Source organism: Methanosphaerula palustris E1-9c (genome assembly GCF_000021965.1).
Taxonomy (GTDB): domain Archaea; phylum Halobacteriota; class Methanomicrobia; order Methanomicrobiales; family Methanospirillaceae; genus Methanosphaerula; species Methanosphaerula palustris.
Genome location: NC_011832.1, coordinates 447,182 through 473,715 on the forward strand (window position 1 = coordinate 447,182; position 26,534 = coordinate 473,715).

The following is a 26,534-nucleotide window of genomic DNA, read 5'->3' on the forward strand; positions in this document are numbered from 1 at the left end:
TTATGTTACTATGAATATTCTGAGCCGTACAGAGATCCGGAGGTCTGCCCTCCTCCTGGCTCTGATACTATTATCTGGATGCCTGCTGATCCCAGGGGCATTCGCAGTCACGGTATCGACCGGCACTTATCAGATTGATGCTGTGGGAAATACAACGACCATCCCTATTATGATGGATCAGGCACCCAACGGATTCGCCTATTATAAGATCCAGATCAGTCTTACGAATCCGGATGTTGCAACGATCACAGATTGTTCATTCCCAACCTGGCTGGGACTGAATCTGAATACAGCACTCCCGGATAAGAGTGTGGTGATCCGGGGAGGAGACCTTACCAAGGCCCATGTCAAAGCAGGGGATACGAATATCCTCCTCGCTACGCTGACTGTACAGGGTACTGCAGTTGGGACAACTCCGATCACAGTGACAGTCTCTCCTCCAACCTATGTGGTTCAGGATAAGGATGTCGTTAACTATGCAGTCACTACCCCTGCCGGTCAACTGACCGTCGGTACCCCGGTTACCCCTACCCCGACGGTGCAGCCCCCGGTCGCTGACTTCTCGGTCGACACGACTAATGGAACAGCACCGATGACGGTTCATATCACCGATAAGTCTGTGAACGCGACCACGATCAAGTACAGTCTTGGGGATGGAACATCAACAGGTTCACTCTCTCCAGGAGGTGTCACCCCGTACACCTATGTTGCGGCAGGTACCTTCACGCTTACTCAGACCGCGACCAATGCAGCAGGGTCAACCAACAAGACTGTGACAATAACGGTTTTGGGAGCACCGACAACGACCCCAACGGTCACGCCTACCACTCCAACAGTGACCCCTACAACTCCAACGGTTACGCCTACCACTCCAACAGTAACCCCGACTACTCCAACCGTTACGCCAACCCCGACGGTAACTGTTACACCCGGCACCCTGATTGCGGACTTCCAGGTGGCGACCACTCCAGGCAGCAACCTGGTCAAGATCACTGATAAATCGACGAACGCGTCGACGATCAGGTACAACCTCGGTGACGGAGTCTCCACCAAGAATATGCCTCCGAACGGACCGGTGCTCTCCTACTATTACATCACCGCGAACACCTACACGATCACCCAGACTGCGGTCAGTGCGACTGGACAGACCGCCACCAAGCAGGTGACGGTGACCGTCGGCGGCGCTCCAACCATCACCACAACGACGACGACCACCACCACAGCGACGACCACGGTCACTCCGACCGTCACTGTCACACCGGGGTATCCGGTGCCTGACTTCGCTCTCACCACTCCAAGTTCGATGGGTATCCAGATTGTCGACAACTCGGTGAACGCGACCTCGGTGAAATACGATCTCGGTGACGGAACCACGACCAAACTCACTCAGTTCCGGTACACCTACTGGCAGGCCGGGACCTACACAATCACGCTGACCGCAACCAATGCGATGGGCTCCTCGGTGAAGACGGTCCAGGTGACTGTGCCGGCTACTGTACCGACGACCACCACGCCCACACCGACTGTTACGGTTACATCGACCGTTACAGCCACACCAAGCGGTCAACAGCCATACAACGGACCGCATAACGCTCCTGGCAAGGTCGAGGCAGAGGACTATGACCTCGGCGGCAACAACGTCGCCTACTATGACACCACATCAGGTAACGCAGGTGGGTTATACCGCCACGACGATGTTGATATCGAAATAGAGGATGGCCCAAGCGGCTATGATGTCGGTTACATCATCGGCGGCGAATACCTCACTTACTCAGTCGATGCAGCAGCAGACGGTGACTACCCGATCACACTCAAAGTAGCCAACCCTGACGCAGCTGCAAAGACGGTGACCGTCTCAACTGGTGGTGCTTCGACCTCGGTCAGTATTTCATCCACCGGCTCATTCGACACCTACAACTCCTTCAACTCTGCAGGCACGCTTCATCTCGAGCAGGGCAGAAACATCGTGAAGGTGGACTTCGGTGCCTCAAGGATGAATTTCGATTACTTCACGATCGGGACCGGTTCACAGCCAACCACAACTGTGACCACAACAGCAACGACAGCTCAGCCAACCACGACTGTGACCACCACAGCAACGACGGCTCAGCCAACTGTGACCACCACAGCGACGACGACTCAGCCAACCACCACGACGGTCCAGCCGACCGGCACCCCGCTCTCGACCCCTTACTATATGATCAGCATGGTTCCAGGGCATATCGAGTCATATTCCTATGACAATGGCGGTGAAGGGGTCGCATATCATGACACCACCACAGCCAACCTCGGTGGAAAACTCCGTTCAGATGGCGTGGATATTGAGTACAGCCAGTCAGATGCCGGCTATAACATCGGGTATGTTGCTGCTGGCGAATGGTTGATCTACTCGGTTCAGATCGACACGGCAGGGACCTACACGGCTGCCATCCGGGCATCGAACCCAGATAGCACGGACAAGCACATCGTCCTCTCGCTCGAAGGGAGCAGCACTCCACTGGCGACCGTGACCGTTCCGCCGACCGGTTCATTCGATACATACCAGACCATCACAACGACCGTACAGCTGCCTGCTGGCAGGCACTGGCTGAAGTTGAGCTTCCCAGAGAGCAGGGTGAACCTCAGGTTTATGGATATCACCCGCGGGGCATCGACCGGACCGATCGCAGCGACCGGCACACCTACCCTGCTCGTCTCAACCACCCCAGTTGAGACCATTGTGCCTACCACCCCGGCATCAGTGATCGACTCGATCACCACCGCTACACCACTGGTGACCATCTCCCCAGTGATCACTACCCCAGTGATCACTACTCCGGTGATCACTACTCCAGTGATCACTACCCCTGTGATCACACAGGCGGCGGTCATCACCCCAGAAGCAGAGAATAACACCTCAGTCAAGGTCTGAACCAATCGGTTCTCCTTTTTTTCCTATCTCCTTCGGCAGTTTGATAGCACCTGACGCTGTATCAGAGATCCATGAATGAAGCTGAAGCAGTGCAGTCGGATCTGGCACTGACCCCGGTCAGCGAGATCATGCGTGAGACCGTGTTGAAGGTCATCCCTGAAACACCGGTGATCGAGATCTTCTCGTGGTTTCGCAAGCGGGGACACACCCATCTAATCATCACCGACGCCGAAGGGAGCGTGCTCGGGGTGATCACATCGTTTGACCTGCTCTCTGCGATCAGCCCGACGATCGGAATCCAGAGTGGAAGAAAATACTTGAGCCTCGACCGGCTGATCAAGTCCAACGCGCGGGTGGCAGGGGATCTGATGGCCCCGATACCGGTGATCATGAACGGAACAGAACCACTGGTCAGGGCACTCGAGATGATGGAGCATTACCGATACCCTTACACGGTCGTCACCGATAAAAAAGGACACCTGACTGGGATCGTTGAGTTCGCCGATATTGTGAAATTTCTCATTAATAAAGGGCATATCCTGGGCGAGAAGAGTTCTCCGTGATCCTATCCCAGGGGTGCTGGCTCTACCTGGCTTTGGAATCCCCGCTTCAGCAGCGCCGGGGTGATGATGATCGTAGCGATCACTGTCAACACGGTGGTGGTGTAGAGTTCGTTGGAGATGAGCCCGGCCAGCAGGGCGTATTTTGAGATCGCCAGTGGCAGGTCCCCCTTCGGGCAGAGGCCGATGCCGACGAGCAGAGCTGATTTTGCATCTTTAAAGAACCATATCGAGCCGAGAAATCCACCGAGAATTTTTGCACCGATTGCGGTCAGCAGGATCGGGATGATCAGAGGGGAGAGGTTCTGGGGGGTGATCTCCAGCACCAGCCCGACCGATGCGAAGAAGAGGGTGACAAAGAATCCGAACGCCGAGTCGGTCAGGGAATCGAAGAGTTGCCGGTCGATCCTGATCAGATCCCCGAGGATCAGGCCGGCCAGGAATGCACCGATCACGTAGTTGAGCCCTGCCGCATGGGAGAGGAGGGCCGCTGCAATCGCAAGGATCAGGGAGATGGCATAGGAGACCTCGTGTGAGGAGGCGCGGGCTGACAGGGTAAAGACCCGTCTGAGCACAAATCTGCCGGCGGTGGCCATGCCGATGATGAAGAGCAGGCTGATACCGACTGAGATCAGTAGGTCGGCGGTGCTGATCCCCTTTCCCACTGACATCGAGGAGAGGATCCCGTACAGGGTCAGCGCGATCAGGTCATCGAGGACGGCGACTCCGATGATCGTGGTCCCGATCTCGGTGTTGAACTTGTTCAGACTGACCAGCGTCGGGACCACGATCCCGACTGAAGTGATCGAGAGGATGATCGCGAGATAAAACGAGAGGATGAGTGGCTGGTGCAGGAGTGTCCCGAGCAGAAAGCCGGCGCAGACTGGGATCAGCGAGGCCGTCACCGCCGTCACGACCATCCGCGCAGTTGAGGAGACGAAGAGTTTCAGGTTCATCTGACTCCCGATCACGAAGAGGAGCAGGATCACCCCGATCGTTGAGAGGGCCTCAATCACATCATCATGGGCGACCAGATTGAGAAGGGATGGGCCGAGGATTACCCCTGCCGCGATCTCACCGATCAGAGCAGGATATCCAACCCGCTCCACCAGCTCGCCGAGCACCTTTGCCAGTACCAGGATCGCGAGGATCGAAAGGAGGATATCCATAACGCTTCAGAAGTATTCTCTCGCCCCGGGTTAAAGATGGTCCTAAAAAATGGCAGACTTCATCTCATGCAAGAGCGGCTACCATCTGCCTCGCCATACTGGCGGCCTGATCGAGGTTCGCCTGCCCGTTTTTGGCCTGGTAGGTGACCTGCATCACCAGGTCCGTGCTTCGTACACCAGCCTCTGCAACGTTCTTCTGGGTGTAGCCATATCCCTCATCAGCTATGGAGAGATCTGACAGTTGAAACTGGCTCGCCTGCTTCTGTATGCCCAGGTAGGCCGCATGTGCTTCAGTCGTGCTCTGGTACCGGGCTGCCATCAGGGAAACCCGGTCCCCTGCACTGTTGATCAGTGCGGTTGTGGCAGAGGTGTTGGTGCCCGAATACGACTCCATCTTCCAGTCTCTGGCCAGATCCTGCACCATTTGCCCGAGCCCGTCAAGCGACTGTTCTTGAATGGGAGTGGTCAGAACTGCTGTTGTTGAGACCGATGTCTGTACCTGGCCGGTCTGTTGAACCGGTCTGATCTGGTCATCCAGTGATACACATCCTGCAGCAAGCACTGCGAAGAGGAGGAGCATCCCTCCAAGCAGAGCATATCTGCCGCTTATTCCTAGCATGTCAACACTATTTGATCTCAAATCGGATAGAAGTGTCCTGCTATCACGTGCCTTGTAAGAATAGTTTATGTTGATCTCCATCGTATGCTACAGCGGGAGATCAATCAGATGAGTCAGAATTTACATTGGAAGGGCCGCTGCCTGTCCGTGCTGCTGGTGCTCCTCCTTGCAGGGGTCTGCATGATTGCAGGCTGCACCCAGGCACCGTCAGGACAAACGACCAAAGGGGTTCCCGTAAACACCTCGATACAGACACTTGATCCGTCGGCTCTGGTCCCGTTCGTTCCGTCAGCGCCACAGGGCTGGGTGAACGAGACCGAACCATTCGGGTATACGATGAATGACAACAACCAGGGGATCTCGTACTCTGCAGCATCAGGGTCGTACACGTATGCGGCCAACAACAGCAGCACTGCAGAGGTGATAATCCAGGATACCGGCGGTGCAAAGGTCGGTTTCCGTGGACTCTGGGACAATCTGACCGCATCAGAGGGGACATCAGCCTACACCAAGTCGGTCGAGGTGAAGGGAAACCCCGCATGGGAGATCTATGAAGCCCCTGATCGATATGCGAGTTGGATCTCTGTTGGGGACCGGTTCATGATCTATATCGCGGTGAACGGCGGCAGCCGTGCAGACTTCGACACTTTGACCGATTCGATCAACTATCAGGGACTTGCTGCCCTGAAGTGATCCACCCTCATTAATCTCTTTTTTGCCAGCCCCCTCGTTGAGATCCCGGGCCGTTCAACAGAATCTTTATCTATTCTGACACAGAGCCTCTCCTCATGGAGACTGTCGTATGACCGGTCATCTTCGACCAGTATGGTATATCACGCTGACTCTGATGCTGATCTCGGTAATCCTGACAGCGGGCTGCACCTCTGCCCCTTCAGGAAAACCGGTGGTCATCGGGCAGTTGCAGACCGTTGAAGCGCTCACACCGTTCATGCCTGCAGCGCCACCTGGCTGGAACGTGACTCAAGAACCACTCGGTGAAGAGATCAATGACTCTGCAGGGAAGCCGACGGTGATCTCTGTCTCCGGTGCGTACATGAACAGTACGAACTCTGCGATGACTGCGGATATCATGATCCAGGACTCGGCCAATGCGACGGCAGGGGCCAGGGAGGCCTGGGCCTCCTTTCAACCCTCAGATTCAGGGGATGCCTACTTAAAGCAGGTGACGGTCGACGGGTTCCCTGCCTGGGAGACCTATCTCAAACCCGACCAGTACAGCGCGATGATCGCCGTCAACGATCGGTACATGGTGGTGATCGCCGTCACTTCAACACAGCGTGCCGACCTTGAAGCCTTCGAGAAGCAGGTCAACCTGACCGGGCTTGCGGCCCTGACCTGACCCAGGGATTAAGTCGATCGAATGGATAATTGATGGTACCCCTTGTCGGTCATAACGGAGCGGCCGTCCTTTCCCCAATTTTTGGTCTATCATGTGAATAGAAATTGGCGAAATTTTGGGTATATTTAATCCTCACGACCGTGTATACTGTTGGAAGAACATGGAGCGTACCCTAGGATTTAAGGAGCGGCGGTATATTGAGGAGCTCCGTATTCTGACCAGATCGACAGCGCTCGACTGCGTGATCGACGAACGTTTCGATCGAGTCATCTATGTGATACGGCAGGGTGACATGGGGCTAGCCATCGGCAAGAAAGGGGAGAATATCCGCCGGTTGCAGAAGGTGCTTGGTAGGCGGCTTGAGATGGTCGAGTACGACGAGGCCCCCTTCACGTTCCTCTCCAACATCGTCCGCCCCGCCGAGATAGCCCGGCTTGACGAGGACGGGGAGGGCGGTCAGGTGAACTTGCTGGTGAGGAGACGGTCAGATCTTGGGATTGCTATCGGGAAAGGGGGGTGTAATGTGGAAAAAGCTCGTATACTCTGTAAACGATTCTTTAATATGGATATCGGCGAGGTACTCCTTGAGGAGGATGCAGCATGACCGACACCGCCCTGATCGCTGAACTCTGGGATGTAATCGTCGATCGGCGGCTCCACCCCGTGGAGGGATCGTATGTGAACTCACTCCTCTCCCATCGGAAAGGGATCGACAAACCGCTTGAGAAGGTTGGCGAAGAGGCTACCGAGTTCATCCTCGCCGTGAAGAACGGCGAGTCCGATCGGATTGCAGAGGAAGCGGCTGATCTGCTCTTTCATATGCTGGTCGCGCTGAACGCCGCTGACGTCGACCTCTCCCTGGTTCTCGACGAACTGGCGTCCCGGCGCAGGTCCCGATGAGCAAGCATCTCCTGCCGGCCCATCCTCCCTTTTAACAATACTGATTAAGTACTGGCCCTATAGAATATGGGGATTATTGTGAACTATCGAGTACTTGTGAGTGACCCGCTGGCTGAGGAGGGTTTGACCATCCTGCGCGATCAGGTCGAGGTGGATGTGAAGACCGGGCTGACCGAAGATCAGCTGATCGCCATCATCGATCAATATGACGCTCTGCTGGTGCGGAGCGGAACGCAGGTCACTGCAAAGGTGATCGAGGCGGGAACGCATCTGAAGTTCATTGGCCGTGCAGGTGTCGGCGTCGATAATATTGATACTGATGCTGCAACCAGGCAGGGGATCATCGTCGCCAACGCCCCTGAAGGGAACACGCTCGCTGCCACCGAACATACGGTTGCGATGATGATGGCTCTGGCGCGGAACATCCCGCAGGCCAACGCTTCGGTCAAACGCCACGAGTGGAAGAGGTCCAAGTTCACCGGCATCGAGGTGAACGAGAAGGTGCTCGGGGTCGTTGGCTTCGGGCGGATCGGGAAGGAGGTCGCTAAGCGGGCGATAGCGATGAACATGCGCATCGTCGCCTATGATCCATTCATCTCCAAGGAGAAGGCCGCCGAGATCGGTGTCGAGATCATGACGATGGCCGAACTCTTCACCGTTGCAGATTTCATCACCGTCCATACTCCGCTGATGAAGGAGACCACCCATATCATCAACGATGCTTCGATTGCCACAATGAAGGATGGCGTCAGGATCATCAACTGTGCCCGGGGCGGGATCATCGATGAGCAGGCGCTCTACCGGGGTCTGGTCTCCGGTAAGATCGGTGGGGCCGCGCTCGATGTCTACGAGCATGAGCCACCGACCGATTCGCCATTGATCGAACTGGACCAGGTGATCATGACACCGCACCTCGGGGCGAGCACCGTTGAGGCGCAGATCAATGTGGCGATCTCGGTCGCCAAGCAGTGCCTTTCAGTCCTCTCCGGTGGTTCGGCGAGGAGTGCGGTGAACGCACCGATGATCCCTGCAGATCAACTGGAGTTCGTCGAGCCGTTCGCGGTGCTGGCAGAGAAGATGGGCAGGCTGCTGCTGCAGCTGGTCGAAGGCCGGCTCGAAGCGATAGAACTGGTCTATGGCGGAGAATTTGTTGAAAGGAACAGCAACACGCGTTTCATCACCAGGATGGCTCTGAAGGGGATCCTCGATCGTCTGCTCCACCTGCCGGTGAACATCGTGAACGCAGAGTTCGTCGCCCATGAGCGCGGGATTGTGGTCAGCCAGACGGTCACCCGGGAGTCGCAGGGGTTCAAGAACCTGATCACCATCAAGGTCAGGACAGATCTGGGTGAGGAGACGATCAGTGGTTCGGTCTTCTCAAAGGTTCGCTCTCGGATTGTTGCAATTGGTGGATATACGATGGATCTCGATCCGACCGGTTTCTTGGTCATCTCCAGGCATCTGGACAAGCCCGGCGTGATCGGCAGGGCGTCGACGATCCTCGGGCACTGTGAGGTGAACATCGCCGGGATGCAGGTCGGTAGGATCCGGCCAGGTGAGGAGGCGATCATGGTTCTGAATGTGGACAGTGAGGTCTCTGACGAGGCGATGGATGAGATCAGGTCGATGCCCGGCATCTTCAGTGCGAAGTTTGCACAGATCTGATCCTCACTTCCGGAACGATTCGCTGGGATTGAGGCTGTCCAGTCAGAAATATTTAAGAATGCATCCCATTTTTGTGATTTTGTAAAAAAAATATTCAACCTGAAACGAGGGTTCCTGTCTCCTTATCAAAGGACATTCTTTCCAATCGGTCATTTTTCCGCTTGGATTTACCAATTTTGGATGGTCTTCAGGTTTTGGTATGCAGGGTTCCTTCTTCCTGCTGATTCGTTCCTTCTGATTGCTTCTCTCTCTTTCAGGCGGGAATGGGGAATTATTTTTCTGAAGGAGTGGATGGGATAAAAGAATCAAACCGGATCGATCGAATCTACAGTTCTGATCATTCCGGGTGTTGGGTTGGTTACCTGATCTTTGGTTAACACCATTTTTGTATTGTGATCATTCCTCCTATCTGATGATGGGTGTGATCAGGATTGGGGAAAACCTTTGAAAAAAATTGGGGGGTGGTTTTTGGTATCAGAGCGTGATCACGGCTTCGCCTTTCTTCATAAGTAAACCAGTGATGAGGCTGATGATGCCGAAGAAGAGGCAGTAGATGCCCAGGAGCATAATGATGACGAGCGACCCCTCTGTTGGGAGTGGGGATAAGCCGATCAGGAGACCGAATAACACCGCGAAAATGCCGTTGATACCCAGCAGGATCCTGAAGGGAAGTTCCTGTAGGGAGAATGCAATGATGAGATCTGCTAATCCCGTGATGATGGCCCATGCTGCGATCAGGACGGTCAGGGCAACGAACGTTGCAAACGGCGAGATGAACATGAGAAGTGCGATGATCACACCGATGATCGAGAGGATGAGCACCCCCCACTGCACTCGTCCGGACTCGCTGAGTGAGATCGAGATGGTGACGATGGAGATGATCAGGAGGAATATCCCGATGATATAAGCAATGATGGCTTGCATCCCGATCGGGATTGTAAAACAGAGAATCCCAATGAGCAGGGCAAAAATACCGCGGGTCAGAAGTCCGCCTTTTGTGAGAATTTCAGGTTCCATAGATAATCATCCTTGTTTTTAGAGGGCATGGGATATATTTGTAATCTGAGGTTTTTCCGGTTCGGCGGTCAATCGATTTTCATGTTATTTTAGGGGGACTTGGACTTTTTTCCATGAGGAAATACGAATTTTTTTATACTCGCCAGTTCAATATTATCGAGCACCAAGCAGGGTGGGGCTCGTGGTCTAGTTGGTTATGACGTCGCCTTGACATGGCGGAGGTCTCGAGTTCGAATCTCGACGAGCCCATATTTTTTCAATTGATTGTTCCGGTTTTTCGGCTGAACCATTGTATTCTCGTTGTTTCCTGTTTTGTTCGATCAATCTCTGCGCATTTATTCGTCGATGAAGTTAGGATCCTCTGAATGGTTAACTGATCACTCCTGACTGGACCATCATCTGATCGTGTGGCACCGGGAGGACTGCAACCAGTTCGTTCTTCGCCGTGTGGTACTGTTTTTAACCATTCGAACAAAATCTGAATGGAGTATGAGGGATCGTTCTTTTGGGTCAATCATATCCCCTGATATCCCAGCAGTGATCGACAGAACTCTCTGAAAATTGTTTTAACTCCTTTTTCCAATCGTCGCCGCGTAGATCATCGACTGTTCTGTCCCGTCGAGACCGAGCAGACGGTTTATCTGGTCATCATCAAAGGCCCCGATTGCGCAGACGCCGGCCCCGATCGCCTCTGCGGCCAGGTACAGATTCTGGCAGATATGCCCTGCGTCCAGAAGCAAATATCGGTACCCCCGTTCGCCATACCGCCAGGTCATCCGATAGACCACGGCAGTCCAGAGAAATGTGGCTGCACTCGTCCTGATGAATGGTTGATCATAGCAGGCCATGGCAACCTTGTTGGAAAGGTCAGGATCGGTTGAGATCTCAAGGAGGTGGTGGTCCTGTGCCAGATACCGATACAGCCCGGGAGTCACCCCTTCGACCCGGTTCAGCAGCAGGTTCGTCTCGATGGCATGTCTGGCACCGGCTGATGGAACCGTCCTGAAGGTATACTCACCATTCACGATACCCTTGATCCCCTGGGTTGTCCAGAGCAGGTAGGAGAGTTCATCGAGGGTCAATGGGGTGGAGGTGTATTCCCTGGAGGTGGTTCGTATGTTGATAGCAGTCCAGAGATCAAGATCCGGAACCGTGAGCGAGTCCGGGTTGGGTAGATGTATGATACGTCCTTTTCCATCATAGGGGAGTTCGAGCAGAGGTTGTGGAAGTCCCATCGACTGGTCAGAAGGGTTGAGATCATCTCCAGCCGTCTCTCTCATAAATCTATGGCCGATTCTCTCGATCATACGTAATCACTCAGGACCCCTCTTATTGAAGAGGTGTGACTTAAATATTCGCCCGGCATCTGGTCCTTGCAAATTCCTGGGATTAAGTCCTACATATTTATATCCGCATCTGTGCTAGTATATAGACACCTGTATGAAAGGCGTCTGCATGGAATTCTTGAAAAAAAAGGCGTTTACGCTTTTTAAATCATAATTCTAATGAGCATGTGGTTTTGCATGGGGAGATCGAGGTAACACCGTTCTTCCCATACAATCCGCGCTCTGCAGGGGTCTTCTCATACGGTCGCACCCGACCCTGATGGTCGGGAATGCCGAGAGGAGTTGTGAGCGATCACAACGGGCTGACAGAAGCTGGATCTGAAGGACAGTGGGTGGACGTTCGTGCAACGAGCCCGTTCCTGCACACTGCAGGAGATTGTCCTGTTCAGGATCTATTCGCGAGACAGGTACATTCTGGCGCACTCCAGAAGATGCTCACCAGGAAGGAACGATTCCGCTCTCTGTGAAAGGGGGGCTGATCGCTCTGGACTGGCATAATCCTCAAGCGAAGTGCACTGCTCAATCTCGGGTTTACGATGCGGCATCGTCCCGTCGATAAACATGAACAAACGCAGAGAAGGATTGATTAAGACATGGCAAATATACACAGGCCACGTAGAGGATCACTTGCATACAGTCCTCGCAAGCGTGCAAAGAGCCAGGTTCCAAAGTATCACTCTTGGCCTGCCCGCGATGGAGAGCCAATCCTCCAGAGTTTTGCAGGGTACAAGGTGGGTATGACGCACGTGATCATGGTCGATGACCATAAGAACAGCCCTACCGAAGGTAAGGACATTATGGTCCCGGTGACGATCATTGAGATCCCGCCGATGAAGGTTGCGGCTATCCGTGCATACACTGCGGACACCTATGGAAAGCGGGCACTGACCGAGGTCTGGACAGAGCAGTTGAGTACGCTGCTTGGACGAAGGATCACCCTTCCGAAGAAATACAGCGAGGAAGCAGGCTTCAAGGCACTTTCCGAGGCTGTTGCAGCGGGAACTGTCACTGAACTGCATGCCCTGATGTACACTCAGCCTGACACCCTGACCGGTGTTCCAAAGAAGGTTCCTGAACTGATGGAGGTCTGTATCGGTGGCGGGACACTCGAGCAGAAGGTCGAGTTCGCTCAGTCCATCATCGGCAATGAGGTGAACCTCGCTGATGTGATTGGGGCCGGAGAGTACGCCGATGTGACTGCGATCACCACCGGAAAGGGAACCCAGGGTCCAGTCAAGCGCTGGGGGATCATGCTCCGGAAGAGAAAGCACTCCCGTGGCGGTAAGAAGCGGCATATCGGTAACCTTGGTCCGTGGAATCCCCACCATGTCAGATGGCAGGTTCCCCAGATGGGTCAGATGGGATACCAGCAGCGGACCGATTTCAACAAGCGGATTTTGAAGATCGGCGAGAATGGAACAGATATCACCCCCGCGGGTGGTTTCCTCCACTATGGTCTGCTTCGGAATCCGTATGTGATGATCAAGGGCTCTGTGCCTGGACCGGTCAAGCGTTTGATCAGGATTCGGCCAGCAGTCAGGAAAGGAGAGCATCATGCACGCGTACCAGCAATCGAGTTTGTGAGTACACAAAGCAAGCAGGGATGATCTGAGATGAAAGCACAGATTATAAGACTTGATGGCGGCGTCGCTGAAGAGATCGAGCTTCCTGCAGTCTTTGCGGAAGCATACCGCCCGGACCTGATCAGGAAGGCAGTGGTTGCACTCCAATCAACCCGCAGGCAGCCGCATGGGACCAATCCCTATGCAGGCATCTGCTCGTCGGCAGTCGGCTGGGGGAGTGGCCGTGGTGCCTCCCATGTACCGAGGCTGAAGAACGGTTCACGTGCAGCCAAGGTTCCACAGGCAAAGGGTGGTCGGGCAGCTCATCCACCGAAGGTAGAGAAGATCCTGATTCGGGATATCAATAAGAAAGAGAAGCAGAAGGCATTCCGCTCAGCAATTGCAGCAAGCGTTTGTGAAGACCTTGTTCGCGCACGCGGACATCAGTTCGAGGGTGCATGCCAGGTTGTCTTCGAGGATGCCTTTGCGGGGCTGACCAAGACCTCCGAGATCATCACTGCATTGACCGCAGCTGGCGTCTATGCAGATGTCGAACGCTCCAAGGCCTCTAAGAAGGTCCGGGCTGGGCGGGGAAAACTTCGTGGCCGCAGATACAAGCAGCGCAAGAGCCTGCTGATTGTGACCCGGGACGAACCGCTCGCGGCAGCAGCGAACCTGGCCGGGGTCGACGTGGTTTCAGTGAACGCACTGAATACCGAACTGCTGGCACCGGGTGCACAGGCAGGACGACTGACCGTCTGGACGCAGGGCGCACTCAACTGGCTTGGTGAGAGACGATGATCCTGAAGTACCCGTTTGTAACAGAGAAGGCGATGATGACCCTGGAGTCCCAGAACAAACTCCAGTTCCTCGTTCGCAAAGAGGCGTCAAAGCCCCAGATCAAACGTGAGATCGAGAAATTCTTCGGCCATGATGTGACCACAGTGAAGACACTGATGACCACAAAGGGCCACAAGAAGGCTATCGTGAGTTTTGCTGACCAGAAGGCCGCTGAAGAGATCCTCAGCCGGCTGGGGATTATGTAAGGTGAGCTAAATGGGACATCGAATAAAGACGCAGAACCGTGGCCGAGGGGGTCCGACCTATCGCGCACCCTCACACCAGTACAAGGCAGAACTGAAGCATCTCGGTAATGACAAGGTCACCGTCCGTGGTGTCATCATCGATATCGAGCACGATCCAGCACGGCACACCCCGATCGCACTGGTCAGGCTCGAAGGAGAAGGCAAGAAGGTTTACCTGCTGGTCACTGAAGGGCTCGGTGTCGGTGATCAGGTGGCCTGGGGCCCGGAGGCTGAGGTCAAGAACGGCAATACCCTGCCGATCAGCAAGATCCCGACCGGGTCGTACATCTGCAACATCGAAGCACGTCCCGGTGACGGCGGCAAGTTCGTCCGGGCGAGTGGTGTGCAGGCGATCATCATCGACAAAACCGTCGACCGTGTCGGCGTGAAGATGCCATCAGGCAAGATGAAGTGGTTTTCGAGCCGCTGCCTTGCTACGGTCGGTGTCGTTGCAGGTGGTGGACGTGGCGAGAAGCCGTTTGTTAAGGCGGGTAAGAAGTTCCACAAGGTAAAGTCACAGGCAACCTACTGGCCACGGGTCAGGGGTGTAGCGATGAACGTCATCGACCATCCGTTTGGTGGTGGTGGTCATCAGCACACTGGACGTCCGAAGACGGTATCCCGTGGCACTTCGCCAGGAAGAAAGGTTGGTTCAGTTGCTGCACGCAGAACTGGAAGAAGGAAGAGGTGAGCTAAATGGCGAAGAAGACGCAGAAGAGGTTGCCGCGACGGCGTGAAGAGTTTACCTATCACGGCTACCGTATAGAAGAACTGCAGGCGATGGCGATGAACGATCTCCTCCCTGTGATGCCCTCACGGGCACGCAGAAAGATCGTCCGTGGTCTCTCCAGAGATGAAGAGCATCTGCTTGGTAAGGTTAGAGCAGGGGATGCACAGATCAGGACCCATCTCCGGTCCATGATCGTCCTCCCCGAGATGATTGGCAAGGAGATCGAGATCTATTCCGGTAAGGAGTTCCTGAAGGTTGAACTCCAGCCAGAGTCGGTCTTCCACTACCTTGGCGAGTTCGCTCTGACCAGAAGGCGTGTCGCACACGGAACAGCCGGTATCGGTGCAACCAGGTCGAGTAAGTTCGTACCCCTGAAGTGATGAAGATGGCAGCACGAATAGCATATTCAAAGGCGGTCGAGGGGGAGAATGTTGCCAAAGCAAAGGCAAATGAGCTCCCCTGCTCACCAAAACATGCGATCGAGATCGCTAAGTTCATCAGGCACAAGAAGGTGGATGAGGCGATCGCATATCTGAACCAGGTCGTCGCATTAAAGAAGGCCATCCCGTTCAAGACGTTCAACAGGGACGTGGCGCACAAGCGCGGACTGGACAAGTGGGATGCCGGTCGGTTCCCGGTCAAGGCCTCCAAGGGTTACCTGAAGATGCTGGAATCGGTCAGAAAGAACGCCGAGTACAGTGGCCTCGACGGTGAGAAACTCGAGATCATTCATGTGACCGCAAATCGTGGCCGTGGACAGAACGCGTTCTTCCCCCGTGCGATGGGTCGGGCAACTCCGAAGAGAAGAGAGACTGTGAACCTTGAGATCATTGTAAGAGAGGTGGAGTGAATGGCAGTCGAGAGAAAGTTCGTCGCCGAAGGCGTCCGTAAGGTCCGTGTCGAGCGGTTTCTGCTCCGGGATCTGAAGAGGGCAGGATACGGCGGCATGGACATCGCCCGCACCCCCCTCGGTACGCAGGTTACGATCTATGCAGAGAAGCCCGGTATTGTGATCGGGAAGGGTGGAAAGGTTGTCAGGCAGCTGACTCAGGACCTTGCGACCACCTATGGAATCGAGTCCCCGCAGATCGAGGTTCAGCAGGTGCAGAACCCCAACTACAACGCCCAGATTATGGCAGAGCGACTGGCCAATGCGCTCGAGCGCGGCTGGTACTTCAGAAAGGCAGGATCCAACGTGGTCCGCCGTGTGATGGAGTCCGGTGCACTCGGGTGTGAGGTCGTCCTTTCCGGTAAATTGACTGGTGCTCGGGCACGGGTCCAGAAGTTCACCGAGGGCTACATCAAGCACTCTGGCGAACCGAGCATCACGATCGTTGAGAAGGGATATGCAATCGCAATCAAGAAACTTGGCACCATTGGTGTGCAGGTCAAGATCATCCCGCCGGATGCCAAGCTCCCTGACCAGTTCGAGATCCTCGATGTTAAGAAGCCCGAGATCCCTGCAGAGCAGGAAGAGATCGCGGTGGTTGATATCGGTGAGGAGATCGATGCAGAACTTGCGAACACCCCGGACGAGTATGGCGAGGTGCAGTGAATGGCAATCTTTCGCGCTCGTGAAGTGGCCCAACTCACCGATGTCGAACTGACCGAACAGATGAGCAAACTACAACTCGAGTTGATCAAGCACAATGGCAAGGTCAGCGCAGGTGGTGCAACAGAGAACCCCGGCCATATTCGGGAACTGAAACGCACGATCGCTCGTCTTATGACCGAACAGAACCACAGGAGAACTGCGTGATTACACCCCGGAACGTGGTCAGTCATGAATTGACTGGTTTACCCGTTCTGGTGGTCGATGCATACAATCCCCTCCAAACAAATATTTGCGGCCAGATCATCGATGAGACCAGGAATCTGCTCGCCATCCTCACAAGGGGTGGGGTGAAGCGGGTGCAGAAGGTCGGCACGGTCTTCCGGTTTACGCTCCCTGATGGGGTGCGCGTGGATGTGGAGGGGAAGGTTCTGGCGGTACAGCCTGAAAGAAGGATCAATATCCGGTTGAAGAAGTAGAGGATACAAAAATGGCGAGAAATATTGGATTAAACGTCCAGCCTCCTGTAGAGGAGTGCCAGGATGTAAATTGTCCGTTTCATGGCAATTTGTCGGTGCGCGGCCAGGTGATCACCGGCAAAGTCGTGAGCGACCGCATGCTTGGCACGATCGTAGTGGGAAGAGATTACCTCCACTACGTACGAAAGTACAAGCGTTATGAGAAGCGGAGCTCAAAACTGCATGCGCACAACCCTCCCTGCCTTCAGGTGAAGGTCGGGGACATTGTGAAGATTGCAGAGTGCCGTCCGATCAGCAAGAGCACCACCTTCGTTGTTGTTGAGGTGCAGAAGCCATGAAGGCCAAACAATCGCGGACACCGCGGTCACTCGGCACAGGAACCAGAATGGCCTGTGTCGACAATACCGGTGCCCGCCTTGTTCAGGTCGTCTCTGTGGACCGCTATCATGGGGTTCGCAGGCGGCAGCCCAAGATGGGACTGGGCGACCTCGCCACGGTCTCTGTCAAGAAGGGCACTCCCGATATGAGGAGAAAGCTTGAGAAGGCCGTTGTGATCAGGCAGAAGAAGGAGATCAGAAGGCCGAACGGGCTTCGCATCTCCTTTGAGGACAACGCGATGGTGATCGTGAACGAGAAGAACGAGCCCAAGGGAACTGAGATCAAGGGCCCGGTGGCCCGTGAAGTCGCAGAGCGGTTCCCCAAACTCGGATCGATGGCGACGATCATTATCTAAAGGTGGTAGTGATGGTACGGATTGCAAGTAAACAGCCAAGAAAGCAGCGGAAGGCACGCTATGATGCCACCCAGCATCAGCGCAGCGCGATGCTCGGTGCACCGCTCGCTCCTGCACTGCGGGAGAAGTACGATGGCAAGAGAACCCTCCGCGTGGTCACCGGTGATACCGTCAAGGTGCTCCGTGGCGACTTTATTGGAGAAGAGGGTGTGGTCGATGGTGTGGACACCAGGACCAGTAAGATCATTGTGCACGGGGTTTCGGTCACCAAAGCAGACGGGACAGAAGTGCCACGAAAGGTGGACCCGTCCAATGTGCAGATCATAAAACTGAACCTGAAGGATCCGCGCAGAGCCGCGAAACTCGGGGAGGTAGCATAATGTCTGAACATCTGAAGAGACTTGTCGCACCCCGTGCGTGGCATATCGCAAAGAAGACGAATACATTCATCTCAAAGACCGCTCCCGGTCCCCACAATGGGCAGGCACTCCCGATTGGAGTCTGGCTTCGTGACACCATGGGATTTGCCCAGACCTTAAAAGAGGTCAAGCAGATCTTAAACGAGCGCTCTGTCATTGTCAATGGCAGGCCATGCAGGGATCCAAAGATGGGGATCGGTATCTTCGATATCATTGCGATCCCAAAGATGGGAAAATATTACCGGATTCTGCTCGCCAAGAACGGCAGACTGGTCGCAATTTCGATCGAGGCAGAGGACGCGAAGAGCCGGCTCTGCAAGGTTCAGGACAAGACGATTGTCTCTGGTGGAAAAACTCAGGTGAACCTGACCTACGGTGCCAATGTACTGACAGAAGAGGCATGTTCACCGAAGGACTCACTGGTTCTTTCACTTGAGCCGGAACAGCGGTTTACAGTCCTCGACCACTTCCCCTACAAGGAGGGAAATATGGCGATGGTGATCGGTGGTCGGCACTCCGGTAAGATCGGGAAGATTCAGACGATCACGACAGTGATGGGGTCAACCCCGAACACGGTCATTCTCGAAGAGGTTGGGACTGGAACCCAGTTCGATACGATCGACTCGTATATCTATATGGTTGGACGTGAGACGCCGGTGATCGCTGAATGGGGGATTGAAGAGTGACCCCTCAGCAGAACCCGATGACACTTCCGGCCATCAACAAACTGGTCGTCCATATGGGCGTCGGTGAGAGTGGTGAACGGCTGGTCAAGGGTGAGGAGATCATGCGCGCTATCACCGGTCAGAATCCGGTCAGAACGATCGCAAAGAAGACTCAGCCTGCATTCAATGTCAGGAAAGGCGCTCCAATAGGCTGCAAGGTGACCCTCAGGGGCGATGCGGCCAGGACCTTCCTTGAGACCTCGCTCTCGATCCTGGAAAAAACCATCGATGCAAGCCAGTTCGACAAGAACGGGAACTTCTCGTTTGGTATCGAAGAGCATACCGATTATCCGGGGATGTCGTATGACCCGAAGATCGGTATCTATGGTATGGATATCAACGTGGTCCTTGAGCGCCCGGGAATCAGAATTGCCCGCAGGCATATCGAGCAGAAGAAGCTGCCCAACAAGCAGCGCGTCACCAAGGACGATGCGATTGCATTTGTCCGTGAGCAGTTATCCGTGGAGGTGCAGTGATGGCAGGAGAACAGAAGAAGGTGTATGGCCGCGGTGCAAACGAGTGCAAGTTATGCGGACGGAAACAGGGGCTTGTGCGCAGGTACCATATCATGTTCTGCAGACAGTGCTTCCGCGAATGGGCTCAGAAGATGGGTTTCAAGAAGATGAATTGAGGTGAACGCAGAATGTCAAGACAGAATACAATCGCTGATGCGATGAGCGCCCTGAAGAACGCAGGGGACTGCGGTAAGCCTGAATGCATTCTTGAGCCCTCGAGCAAGCTGCTCGGTGCAATGCTCCGGATTATGCAGGACGCAGGATATATCGGATCGTTCGATATGATCGATGATGGAAGGGGTGGCCAGTTCCGTGTTCACCTCTCCGGCAGGATCAACAAGTGCGGTGCAATCACCCCACGGTACTCGGTCGGGCTCGATGAGCTCGAATACTGGGAGACCCGGTACCTGCCTGGAAAGAACTTTGGACTGCTGATCCTTTCGACCTCCAGGGGTGTGCTGACCCATAACCAGGCACGCCAGAACGGGATCGGTGGCGAACTTCTCGGGTTTGTCTATTGAGGTGAAATGAAATGACAATGGAGAAGACCGTTACCATCCCAGAAGGAGTCCAGGTGCAGATGGAGGGAACCCTCCTGACGATCACTGGACCCAAGGGGACACTGCAGCGCGACGTCAGGTATCCACAGGTCTCTGTCACCGTTGACGCAGACACAGAAACAATCGTGGTCAGGACCGATGCAAGCAGAAAGCAGATCGTCGCAATGGTTGGGACGCTTGCTGCTCATATCCGAAATATGTGCAAAGGGGTGACTGAAGGGTTTGAATACAGTATGAAGGTCGTATTCGCCCATTTCCCGATCCAGTTGAAGTTGCAGGGCAATATGCTTGTGATCGAAAACTTCCTCGGCGAAAAGCAGTCGCGAAAAGCACGTATTGAAGAAGGTGTCACTGCCAAGGTCAGCAATGATGAGATCATCCTGACCGGGATCAACAAGGAGTCGGTAGGGAATTCAGCTGCACATATTGAGCACGCGACCAAGATCAGAAATAGAGATCCCCGTGTGTTCCAGGATGGCATCTATATTGTGGGGAAGGCGTGAGCAGAATGCAGGTTGAAACAAAGAGACTGATCCGTGTCAGGAGTGAGCGACGTGCACGCTTCAAGAGAGACGGATACGGTACAAAGAAGCAGCTGAGTGCCAGCTGGAGAAGGCCACGTGGTCTGCAGAGTAAACAGCGGGCACAGAAGAAGGCTAAGGGTGTCCACCCAATGGCAGGCTATGGAAGCCCGGTGGCCATTCGCGGCCTTCACCCAAGCGGATATCAGGACATTCTGGTCTTTACACCGAATGAACTGACAGGACTTGACCCGGAGACCCAGGCTGTCCGGATTGGTCGCACCGTCGGAAACAAGAAGCGTGAAGTGATTCAGAACCTGGCACGTGAAGCTGGTCTGAAGATCTTAAACCCCAAGGATGCTTCCCTGGTCGTCAAGGGCAAGCCAGAGGTGAAGGAAGATGAGTGATCTCTCCAACCAGCGCAGAATTGCAGCAGCAGTTCTGAAGTGTGGACTTCACCGGGTCTGGTTTGATCCAGAGCAGTTAACTGAGATCGCGAATGCAATCTCACGCGAAGATATGCGCAAACTGGTCGAGGAAGGGGCAGTCAAGGCACACGCGATCAAAGGGGTCAGCAGGGGACGGGCACGAGCAAAAGCAGAGAAGCGCTCGTACGGTCACTGCAAGGGTTATGGACGGAGGAGAGGTGCCAAGGGTGCCCGTATGCCGTCCAAGAGAGCCTGGATCCAGAAGATCAGAGCGATCCGAAAGGCGCTCGTCGACCTCCGTGAAGTCGGAGTCGTGGACCGTCACCTCTACCGTATACTCTACCGTAAGTCGGCAGGTGGACAGTTCAGAAACGTTGCACATATGAAAGCACAGATGGAGATCCTCGCAGGGAGGATGAAGTAATATGGCAGTCGGACCCAGGTATTTTGTTCCTTTTAGAAGGAGAAGAGAGGGCAAGACCGATTACTATAAGAGAGGCAAACTGATTGTCGCCGAGCAGCCGCGTATGGTTGTGCGAAAGACCAACCGGCATATCATTGTGCAGATGATCGTTGCAGAGATGGAGGGCGACAAGACCCTGGTCACTGCAAACTCAGCTGAACTGCTGGATTATGGGTACAAGGGCTCAACTTCCAACACACCAGCTGCTTACCTGACTGGTATGTTGTTCGCGGTCAAGGCGCTGAATGCAGATCATCCTGCTGCGATCCTCGATATCGGGCTGAACCGTGCGACCTATGGAGCAAAGGTCTTCGCTGCACTGAAAGGTGCAGTGGAAGCAGGCCTCGATGTTCCGCACGGTGAAGAGATCCTCCCGGCTGACGAACGTGTCAAGGGCGAGCATATCGCTGCATATGCTCCTGACCGTGCAGGAGACCTTGTTGAGAATGTTGAATCGGCCGCTCAGACCATCATGAAGGAGCTGGCATAATATGGCATATGAAGAACATCACCAAGAATGGGTTCCACTCACTGGTCTGGGAAGGCAGGTTATATCAGGTGAATTGACCAGCATCGACCAGATCTTCGACTCGGGAAAACCGATCAAGGAACCTCAGATCGTGGACGCATTCCTGCCGGACCTCGTTGATGAGGTTCTGGATATCGAGATGGTCCAGCGGATGACTGACTCTGGTCGCAGAGTCAAGTTCAGAGCTGTCGTCGTGGTCGGAAACCGCGATGGATATATTGGATTCGGACAGGGCAAGGATGTCCAGGTCGGAAACGCGATCAAGAAAGCGATCGACAATGCCAAGGTCAACATCATCAAGGTGCGCAGAGGATGCGGTTCATGGGAATGTGGCTGCGAACTGAAGCACTCGATCCCCATGCAAGTGCAGGGGAAGGCCGGCAGTGTCAAGGTCACCTTAAAGCCAGCCCCTCAGGGGATTGGACTTGTCACCGGTGACATCAGCAAGAAGGTGCTCGAACTTGCAGGGATCAAGGATGTCTGGACGTTCAGCAATGGTCAAACCAGAACCACGATCAACTTTGCGAAGGCAACCTTCAATGCACTCCAGCAGACGAATATGATCAGAACCGGAGGATCTGAGTAATGTATGCGGTTGTACAGGTGCGCGGTGTTGTGAACACCCGCCGTGACATCAAGGATACGCTGAAGATGCTTCGTCTCCATCATATCAATCACTGTGTCTTCCTCCCTGATACCCCTGAAATTCTCGGGATGATCAGGAAGGTCAAGGACTATGTCGCCTATGGCGAGGTGGATGAGGCCACCCTTGAGACGCTGATGCGGACACGCGGACGGCTTGAAGGGAACGATGCACTCACTGACGAGTACCTGAAGGAGAACTCAGAACTCAACGGAATTGCAGACCTTGCAAAGGCGATGATCGAAGGTACGGTACGCATCAGGGATGTCCCTGGATTGAAGCCGGTCCTTCGTCTCCACCCGCCGAGAAAGGGCTACAAATCGCTGAAGAGGACATATCCACAGGGAGGAGCGCTTGGTTATTATGGCCAGGAGATCAATGCTCTTCTCTATAAGATGAGGTGAGACCAGATGCCAGTAAATAAACGATCAAAATACCGTGGATCGAGGACCTGTGGTGGTGGAACCCATAAGAACCGGAGAGGTGCAGGTAACCGCGGAGGGCGTGGCCGTGCAGGTCTTAACGCTCATCGCTTTGCCAAGTTCTACCTGGAAGATGGTGGTCCCGTCTATGGTAAGAATGGATTCAACCACAGTCCCCGTGTCCCGGTCAGAGCACTGGACATCGGAACGATCAATCAGATGGTCGACGAACTGATTGCCAACTCTGTTGCCACAAAGGATGGCGACACGATCACCCTTGACACCGCACTGATCGATGTCGATAAGGTGCTCGGTAGTGGTAGAGTGACAGCCAGGTTTAACATCACTGCCAAGGCTTTTTCAGAACAGGCAAAGGCAAAGATTGAAGCGATGGGTGGTCAGGCACTGATTGTCTGATCCCCTTCATTTTTTTAGGGTGAAAGAATGGGAAACCTGCTGGATAGAATGGAGCCCCTGCTTGCAGCGATGCCGGCGGTCCGCAGTCCTGAGGGGCATGTCCATTTTAAAAATAAACTGATGTGGACTGCAGGAATTCTGGTCCTGTACTTCATACTCAGCAATGTACCTCTCTTTGGGCTTGACACGAGTTCACTGGATCTCTTTCAGGCCTGGCGTGCGCTCCTTGCGGGGGCGAGCGGCTCGATCATTCATCTTGGTATCGGACCAATCGTCACGGCGTCGATCGTGTTGCAGCTCCTCAAGGGAGCAGATATTCTTCAGATCGATACCAGTGAGACCCGTGGACAGGTCATGTACATGGGTCTGCAGAAGATCCTGATCCTGGTGATGATCGTCATTGAGGCTGCCCCTAACATTGTGGGTGGGTTTATGAAGCCGAATGCTACACTCGTCCAGTCGGTCTTTGGAGGGAGCTCCCTCACGCTCATGCTGCTCATCTTTATCCAGCTCTGTGTAGGCGGAATCCTGATTGTGCTGATGGATGAAGTGGTGACCAAATGGGGGATCGGTTCAGGTGTCGGTCTCTTCATCATCGCAGGGATCTCACAGAGTCTGATCAACGGGTTCCTGAATTGGACCCCGGTCAGCGATGCCTACCCGGTTGGGTTCTTCCCGCGCCTGGTTGCTATCGGCCTCGGTGGTGGCAACTATCTGCAGTACTTTGGAAAGGATCTCCTCGCCTTCATCACGACGATCGCGATCTTCCTGATCATTGTCTATGTCGAATCGACACGTATCGAGATCCCGCTCGCCCATGCACAGGTCAGGGGCGCCCGGGCACGATTCCCGGTGAAATTGATCTATGCCAGTGTGCTGCCGATGATCCTGGTTCGTGTGTTGCAGGCAAACATCCAGATGTTTGGCCTCTTCCTCTCGAATATCGGGATCAAGATCTTTGGCGCCTTTGATGGACAGAAGCCCACCGGTGGACTGATGTATTTCCTGGCACCGGTCAACGGTCCAACTGACTGGATGTGGTGGGTGACGGACCTTGGCCATGCGCCATGGGAGATCCTTACCAGAATGGGTATCGATACGTTCATCATGGTTGTCGGTGGTGCGCTCTTCGCGCTCTTCTGGATCAAGACCGCAGGTCTTGACTCAAAGGATGTGGCCCGACAGATCCAGATGAGCGGGATGTCGATCCCGGGATACCGCCGGAATCCTCAGGTGCTTGAGAAGTACCTTGACCGATATATTCCACGTGTCACGGTGATCGGTGGTGTCTTCATCGGCCTGCTGAGTGTTGTAGCCAACCTCTTCGGGGTTATCGGCTCAGTCAGCGGAACAGGACTGCTGCTGACAGTCTCGATCACGTACAGACTGTATGAGGAGATTGCAAGCCAGCAGATCATGGAGATGTATCCATTCATGCGGCAGTTCTTTGGGAAGGAGTAAAACAAATGCCTGGAAGAAAGATCATTATCACCGGGGTACCTGGTGTAGGGAAGACCACGGTGATCAATGAGTCGATTTTAAGGCTCAAAGAAGAGGGGATCGACTATCAGTCGATCTCCTTTGGATCATTTATGTTTGAGATGGCGGTCTCGAAGGGGCTGGTGAAGGATCGCGATGAGATGCGAAAGCTCTCTCGCGATGATCAGAAGCACCTGCAGCAACTGGCCGCGGCTGCGATCGGCAAGATCAATGGAGACGTGATCATCGATACGCATGCCTCGGTCAAGACCCCGAAAGGGTATCTGGCAGGTCTGCCGGAGTGGGTACTCCGGGAACTGAAACCAGATGTCTTTGTGATTGTGGAGACTGATGAAGACCAGATCCTGATCCGCCGGCTATCCGACATAACCCGTGTGCGAGATGTCGATGGATTCCGTGCGCTCTCTGAACATCAGGAATTCAACCGTGCCATCGCTGCATCTTATGCAATGGTGACCGGATGTACGGTTAAAATTATCCAGAACCCCGATCACCTGCTGGAACGAGCAGTCACTGATATGGTAAATCTGCTTCGGTGAAGAAATGGATTTGAAGAAGTATGGAGGGTATCTTGCCCTCCTTCTCGCGATGGTGCTGATGCTCGCCTACAGCATCGAATGGCTCAGAAAAGGGATTGGCATGGCCATCGACGGGGTCTTCGGACCACTTCTTGATACCTATGGTGTTCCGTTTTTTGCCCTGATCATCATTCTCTCAACGCTGACTGGTCTGTACTCGTCATTGATCCAGAAGTATACGATTGATTATGAACGGATGCAGGAGACCCAGAAGGCGATGAAGGCCTTTCAGGCTGAGTTCCGGGAGGCCCAACTCTCTGGGGACGAGAAGAAGGTGAAGAAACTCCAGGTTAAACAGAACGCGATGATGCAGGAGCAGCTCGAGATGTCGCAGGCGCAGTTCAAGCCAATGGCCTATATCCTGCTCGTCTCGGTACCGGTCTTCTTCTGGTTGCTCTACCGTCTTCCTGAAGCACATGCAGATATCGTCTTTCCGTTCATGGGCAAACTGGCCTTGACCGCTGGAGCAATCGGTCCGATTCAGGCCTGGATGGTCTGGTACATGATCTGTTCGCTGATGATCAGCCAGGTGATCAGAAAAGCGTTGAATATTGGGGGGATCTGATGCGGATCACCATCAGTGGTCCTCCTGGCAGCGGAACCACATCTCTCTCCAAGCATCTGGCAGCGGAACATAACCTGAAACTCATCTCTGCAGGGGAAGTCTTTCGGCAGCTCGCCAGGGAGAAGGGGATGGACCTCGCTGCGTTTGGGGAACTGGCAGAGAATGATCCATCGATAGATCTGATGATCGATGCCCGTCAGAAACAGATCGCAACAGAACAGGATGATATCATCGTTGAAGGGCGCCTCTCGGGGCGGATGGTAGAGCAGGCCGATCTCCGGATCTGGCTGAACGCTCCACTGACCTGCAGGGTAGGTCGGATCGCTTTTCGGGACAGTGTGACCTGTGAAGAGGAGGCGATGACGCTGACCCGAGAGCGGGAGGCCTCTGAGGCCAAACGCTATATGATGTATTATCAGATCGATATCAGCGATCTCTCCTCCTATCACCTGGTGCTGAACACCGAGCGGTGGTCGGTCGGCCAGCTCGGCCTGATCGTTAACTGTGCCATTGCCGCGGTCAGAGATTGATCGGATTGCTCTGGCGAAACAATTCCTTTTT

39 protein-coding genes and 1 tRNA gene are annotated in these 26,534 nt (G+C 54.3%); 35 read left to right on the plus strand and 5 right to left on the minus strand.

The window, feature by feature from the left end; all coding sequences use genetic code 11:
* Positions 1-10 precede the first annotated feature (10 nt).
* Both MPAL_RS02185 and MPAL_RS02190 read left to right on the plus strand, forming a co-directional pair.
* On the plus strand, positions 11-2,911 hold the full coding sequence (locus MPAL_RS02185) for a carbohydrate-binding protein (RefSeq protein WP_012617124.1): 2,901 nt from the start codon (positions 11-13) through the stop codon (positions 2,909-2,911).
* Positions 2,912-2,982: 71 nt separating this feature from the next.
* The gene (locus MPAL_RS02190) at positions 2,983-3,474 is read left to right on the plus strand and encodes a CBS domain-containing protein (protein ID WP_012617125.1); all 492 of its coding nucleotides are present in this window, start codon (positions 2,983-2,985) and stop codon (positions 3,472-3,474) included.
* Positions 3,475-3,476: 2 nt separating this feature from the next.
* On the opposite strand, the gene MPAL_RS02195 is transcribed toward MPAL_RS02190, so the two are convergent.
* A complete protein-coding gene (locus MPAL_RS02195) occupies positions 3,477-4,640 on the minus strand; it encodes a cation:proton antiporter (RefSeq protein WP_012617126.1) in 1,164 nt (387 codons plus the stop codon).
* A 64-nt stretch (positions 4,641-4,704) separates the two neighbouring features.
* A complete protein-coding gene (locus tag MPAL_RS02200) occupies positions 4,705-5,259 on the minus strand; it encodes a hypothetical protein (RefSeq protein WP_148208104.1) in 555 nt (184 codons plus the stop codon).
* A 108-nt stretch (positions 5,260-5,367) separates the two neighbouring features.
* On the opposite strand from MPAL_RS02200, the gene MPAL_RS02205 reads away from it, so the two are divergent.
* The 5 genes from MPAL_RS02205 to serA all read left to right on the plus strand — a co-directional run bounded on the left by MPAL_RS02205 (position 5,368) and on the right by serA (position 9,184).
* Entirely contained in the window at positions 5,368-5,952 is a 585-nt protein-coding gene (locus tag MPAL_RS02205) for a hypothetical protein (protein ID WP_012617128.1), read from the plus strand.
* Between the two features lie 109 nt (positions 5,953-6,061).
* Positions 6,062-6,619, plus strand: coding sequence for a hypothetical protein (locus tag MPAL_RS02210; protein ID WP_012617129.1), 558 nt, complete (start codon positions 6,062-6,064; stop codon positions 6,617-6,619).
* 160 nt (positions 6,620-6,779) lie between these two features.
* Positions 6,780-7,223 (plus strand): NusA-like transcription termination signal-binding factor, encoded by a 444-nt coding sequence (locus MPAL_RS02215; RefSeq protein ID WP_012617130.1) that lies wholly within the window; start codon positions 6,780-6,782, stop codon positions 7,221-7,223.
* Complete coding sequence (gene hisE, locus MPAL_RS02220) at positions 7,220-7,519, plus strand: phosphoribosyl-ATP diphosphatase (RefSeq protein ID WP_012617131.1); 300 nt, start codon at positions 7,220-7,222, stop codon at positions 7,517-7,519. The genes MPAL_RS02215 and hisE overlap by 4 nt, the downstream gene beginning before the upstream one ends.
* Positions 7,520-7,585: 66 nt before the next feature.
* Positions 7,586-9,184, plus strand: coding sequence for a phosphoglycerate dehydrogenase (serA, locus tag MPAL_RS02225; RefSeq protein ID WP_012617132.1), 1,599 nt, complete (start codon positions 7,586-7,588; stop codon positions 9,182-9,184).
* 42 nt (positions 9,185-9,226) lie between these two features.
* On the opposite strand, the gene MPAL_RS15625 is transcribed toward serA, so the two are convergent.
* Positions 9,227-9,493 carry a hypothetical protein gene (locus MPAL_RS15625; RefSeq protein WP_148208106.1) on the minus strand — a complete coding sequence of 89 codons (267 nt, stop codon included), beginning with the start codon at positions 9,491-9,493 and terminating at the stop codon, positions 9,227-9,229.
* A gap of 165 nt (positions 9,494-9,658) precedes the next feature.
* Positions 9,659-10,201 carry an HdeD family acid-resistance protein gene (locus MPAL_RS02230; RefSeq protein WP_012617133.1) on the minus strand — a complete coding sequence of 181 codons (543 nt, stop codon included), beginning with the start codon at positions 10,199-10,201 and terminating at the stop codon, positions 9,659-9,661.
* 175 nt (positions 10,202-10,376) lie between these two features.
* Here MPAL_RS02230 and MPAL_RS02235 point away from each other — a divergent pair.
* Positions 10,377-10,450: transfer RNA gene (locus MPAL_RS02235), tRNA-Val, on the plus strand.
* 317 nt (positions 10,451-10,767) lie between these two features.
* Here MPAL_RS02235 and MPAL_RS02240 read toward each other — a convergent pair.
* A complete protein-coding gene (locus tag MPAL_RS02240; protein WP_012617134.1) occupies positions 10,768-11,508 on the minus strand; it encodes a SagB/ThcOx family dehydrogenase in 741 nt (246 codons plus the stop codon).
* Positions 11,509-12,140: 632 nt separating this feature from the next.
* Here MPAL_RS02240 and MPAL_RS02245 point away from each other — a divergent pair.
* The 27 genes from MPAL_RS02245 to cmk are packed head-to-tail and all read left to right on the plus strand — an operon-like array spanning position 12,141 to position 26,503.
* Positions 12,141-13,154 carry a 50S ribosomal protein L3 gene (locus MPAL_RS02245; protein WP_012617135.1) on the plus strand — a complete coding sequence of 338 codons (1,014 nt, stop codon included), beginning with the start codon at positions 12,141-12,143 and terminating at the stop codon, positions 13,152-13,154.
* A 6-nt stretch (positions 13,155-13,160) separates the two neighbouring features.
* Positions 13,161-13,910 carry a 50S ribosomal protein L4 gene (rpl4p, locus tag MPAL_RS02250; protein WP_012617136.1) on the plus strand — a complete coding sequence of 250 codons (750 nt, stop codon included), beginning with the start codon at positions 13,161-13,163 and terminating at the stop codon, positions 13,908-13,910.
* Positions 13,907-14,155, plus strand: coding sequence for a 50S ribosomal protein L23 (locus tag MPAL_RS02255; RefSeq protein ID WP_012617137.1), 249 nt, complete (start codon positions 13,907-13,909; stop codon positions 14,153-14,155). Before rpl4p ends, MPAL_RS02255 begins: the two co-directional genes overlap by 4 nt.
* A 10-nt stretch (positions 14,156-14,165) precedes the next feature.
* A complete protein-coding gene (locus MPAL_RS02260) occupies positions 14,166-14,885 on the plus strand; it encodes a 50S ribosomal protein L2 (RefSeq protein ID WP_012617138.1) in 720 nt (239 codons plus the stop codon).
* A 5-nt stretch (positions 14,886-14,890) separates the two neighbouring features.
* Positions 14,891-15,304, plus strand: a complete 414-nt coding sequence (locus tag MPAL_RS02265) for a 30S ribosomal protein S19 (RefSeq protein WP_012617139.1) — start codon at positions 14,891-14,893, stop codon at positions 15,302-15,304.
* A complete protein-coding gene (locus MPAL_RS02270; RefSeq protein WP_012617140.1) occupies positions 15,304-15,774 on the plus strand; it encodes a 50S ribosomal protein L22 in 471 nt (156 codons plus the stop codon). The genes MPAL_RS02265 and MPAL_RS02270 overlap by 1 nt, the downstream gene beginning before the upstream one ends.
* Positions 15,775-16,479: a 30S ribosomal protein S3 gene (locus MPAL_RS02275; RefSeq protein ID WP_012617141.1), complete on the plus strand. Its 705-nt coding sequence runs from the start codon at positions 15,775-15,777 to the stop codon at positions 16,477-16,479.
* The gene (rpmC, locus tag MPAL_RS02280; RefSeq protein ID WP_012617142.1) at positions 16,480-16,683 is read left to right on the plus strand and encodes a 50S ribosomal protein L29; all 204 of its coding nucleotides are present in this window, start codon (positions 16,480-16,482) and stop codon (positions 16,681-16,683) included. It begins immediately after the preceding gene.
* A complete protein-coding gene (locus MPAL_RS02285) occupies positions 16,680-16,955 on the plus strand; it encodes a ribonuclease P protein component 1 (protein WP_012617143.1) in 276 nt (91 codons plus the stop codon). The genes rpmC and MPAL_RS02285 overlap by 4 nt, the downstream gene beginning before the upstream one ends.
* Before the next feature lie 11 nt (positions 16,956-16,966).
* Complete coding sequence (locus tag MPAL_RS02290) at positions 16,967-17,293, plus strand: 30S ribosomal protein S17 (protein ID WP_012617144.1); 327 nt, start codon at positions 16,967-16,969, stop codon at positions 17,291-17,293.
* A complete protein-coding gene (locus MPAL_RS02295) occupies positions 17,290-17,688 on the plus strand; it encodes a 50S ribosomal protein L14 (protein WP_012617145.1) in 399 nt (132 codons plus the stop codon). The genes MPAL_RS02290 and MPAL_RS02295 overlap by 4 nt, the downstream gene beginning before the upstream one ends.
* An 11-nt stretch (positions 17,689-17,699) precedes the next feature.
* A complete protein-coding gene (rplX, locus tag MPAL_RS02300) occupies positions 17,700-18,068 on the plus strand; it encodes a 50S ribosomal protein L24 (RefSeq protein WP_012617146.1) in 369 nt (122 codons plus the stop codon).
* Positions 18,068-18,793 (plus strand): 30S ribosomal protein S4e, encoded by a 726-nt coding sequence (locus MPAL_RS02305; RefSeq protein ID WP_012617147.1) that lies wholly within the window; start codon positions 18,068-18,070, stop codon positions 18,791-18,793. Before rplX ends, MPAL_RS02305 begins: the two co-directional genes overlap by 1 nt.
* A 17-nt stretch (positions 18,794-18,810) precedes the next feature.
* On the plus strand, positions 18,811-19,308 hold the full coding sequence (locus tag MPAL_RS02310) for a 50S ribosomal protein L5 (RefSeq protein WP_012617148.1): 498 nt from the start codon (positions 18,811-18,813) through the stop codon (positions 19,306-19,308).
* Complete coding sequence (locus MPAL_RS02315) at positions 19,308-19,463, plus strand: 30S ribosomal protein S14 (protein ID WP_012617149.1); 156 nt, start codon at positions 19,308-19,310, stop codon at positions 19,461-19,463. The genes MPAL_RS02310 and MPAL_RS02315 overlap by 1 nt, the downstream gene beginning before the upstream one ends.
* Positions 19,464-19,475: 12 nt before the next feature.
* A complete protein-coding gene (locus tag MPAL_RS02320; protein ID WP_012617150.1) occupies positions 19,476-19,868 on the plus strand; it encodes a 30S ribosomal protein S8 in 393 nt (130 codons plus the stop codon).
* An 11-nt stretch (positions 19,869-19,879) separates the two neighbouring features.
* Positions 19,880-20,410 (plus strand): 50S ribosomal protein L6, encoded by a 531-nt coding sequence (locus MPAL_RS02325; RefSeq protein ID WP_012617151.1) that lies wholly within the window; start codon positions 19,880-19,882, stop codon positions 20,408-20,410.
* 5 nt (positions 20,411-20,415) lie between these two features.
* A complete protein-coding gene (locus tag MPAL_RS02330) occupies positions 20,416-20,835 on the plus strand; it encodes a 50S ribosomal protein L32e (RefSeq protein ID WP_012617152.1) in 420 nt (139 codons plus the stop codon).
* On the plus strand, positions 20,828-21,280 hold the full coding sequence (locus MPAL_RS02335; RefSeq protein ID WP_012617153.1) for a 50S ribosomal protein L19e: 453 nt from the start codon (positions 20,828-20,830) through the stop codon (positions 21,278-21,280). The genes MPAL_RS02330 and MPAL_RS02335 overlap by 8 nt, the downstream gene beginning before the upstream one ends.
* Position 21,281: 1 nt before the next feature.
* Positions 21,282-21,809, plus strand: a complete 528-nt coding sequence (locus tag MPAL_RS02340; RefSeq protein WP_012617154.1) for a 50S ribosomal protein L18 — start codon at positions 21,282-21,284, stop codon at positions 21,807-21,809.
* A gap of 1 nt (position 21,810) precedes the next feature.
* Complete coding sequence (locus MPAL_RS02345; RefSeq protein WP_012617155.1) at positions 21,811-22,434, plus strand: 30S ribosomal protein S5; 624 nt, start codon at positions 21,811-21,813, stop codon at positions 22,432-22,434.
* Positions 22,434-22,895, plus strand: a complete 462-nt coding sequence (locus MPAL_RS02350) for a 50S ribosomal protein L30 (protein WP_012617156.1) — start codon at positions 22,434-22,436, stop codon at positions 22,893-22,895. Before MPAL_RS02345 ends, MPAL_RS02350 begins: the two co-directional genes overlap by 1 nt.
* A 6-nt stretch (positions 22,896-22,901) precedes the next feature.
* On the plus strand, positions 22,902-23,330 hold the full coding sequence (locus tag MPAL_RS02355) for an uL15m family ribosomal protein (RefSeq protein WP_012617157.1): 429 nt from the start codon (positions 22,902-22,904) through the stop codon (positions 23,328-23,330).
* Between the two features lie 27 nt (positions 23,331-23,357).
* Positions 23,358-24,791: a preprotein translocase subunit SecY gene (gene secY, locus MPAL_RS02360; RefSeq protein WP_012617158.1), complete on the plus strand. Its 1,434-nt coding sequence runs from the start codon at positions 23,358-23,360 to the stop codon at positions 24,789-24,791.
* A 5-nt stretch (positions 24,792-24,796) separates the two neighbouring features.
* The gene (locus MPAL_RS02365; RefSeq protein WP_012617159.1) at positions 24,797-25,369 is read left to right on the plus strand and encodes an adenylate kinase; all 573 of its coding nucleotides are present in this window, start codon (positions 24,797-24,799) and stop codon (positions 25,367-25,369) included.
* A gap of 4 nt (positions 25,370-25,373) precedes the next feature.
* On the plus strand, positions 25,374-25,973 hold the full coding sequence (locus MPAL_RS02370) for a DUF106 domain-containing protein (RefSeq protein WP_012617160.1): 600 nt from the start codon (positions 25,374-25,376) through the stop codon (positions 25,971-25,973).
* Positions 25,973-26,503 carry a (d)CMP kinase gene (gene cmk / locus MPAL_RS02375; RefSeq protein ID WP_012617161.1) on the plus strand — a complete coding sequence of 177 codons (531 nt, stop codon included), beginning with the start codon at positions 25,973-25,975 and terminating at the stop codon, positions 26,501-26,503. Before MPAL_RS02370 ends, cmk begins: the two co-directional genes overlap by 1 nt.
* The last annotated feature ends 31 nt before the right edge of the window (positions 26,504-26,534 follow it).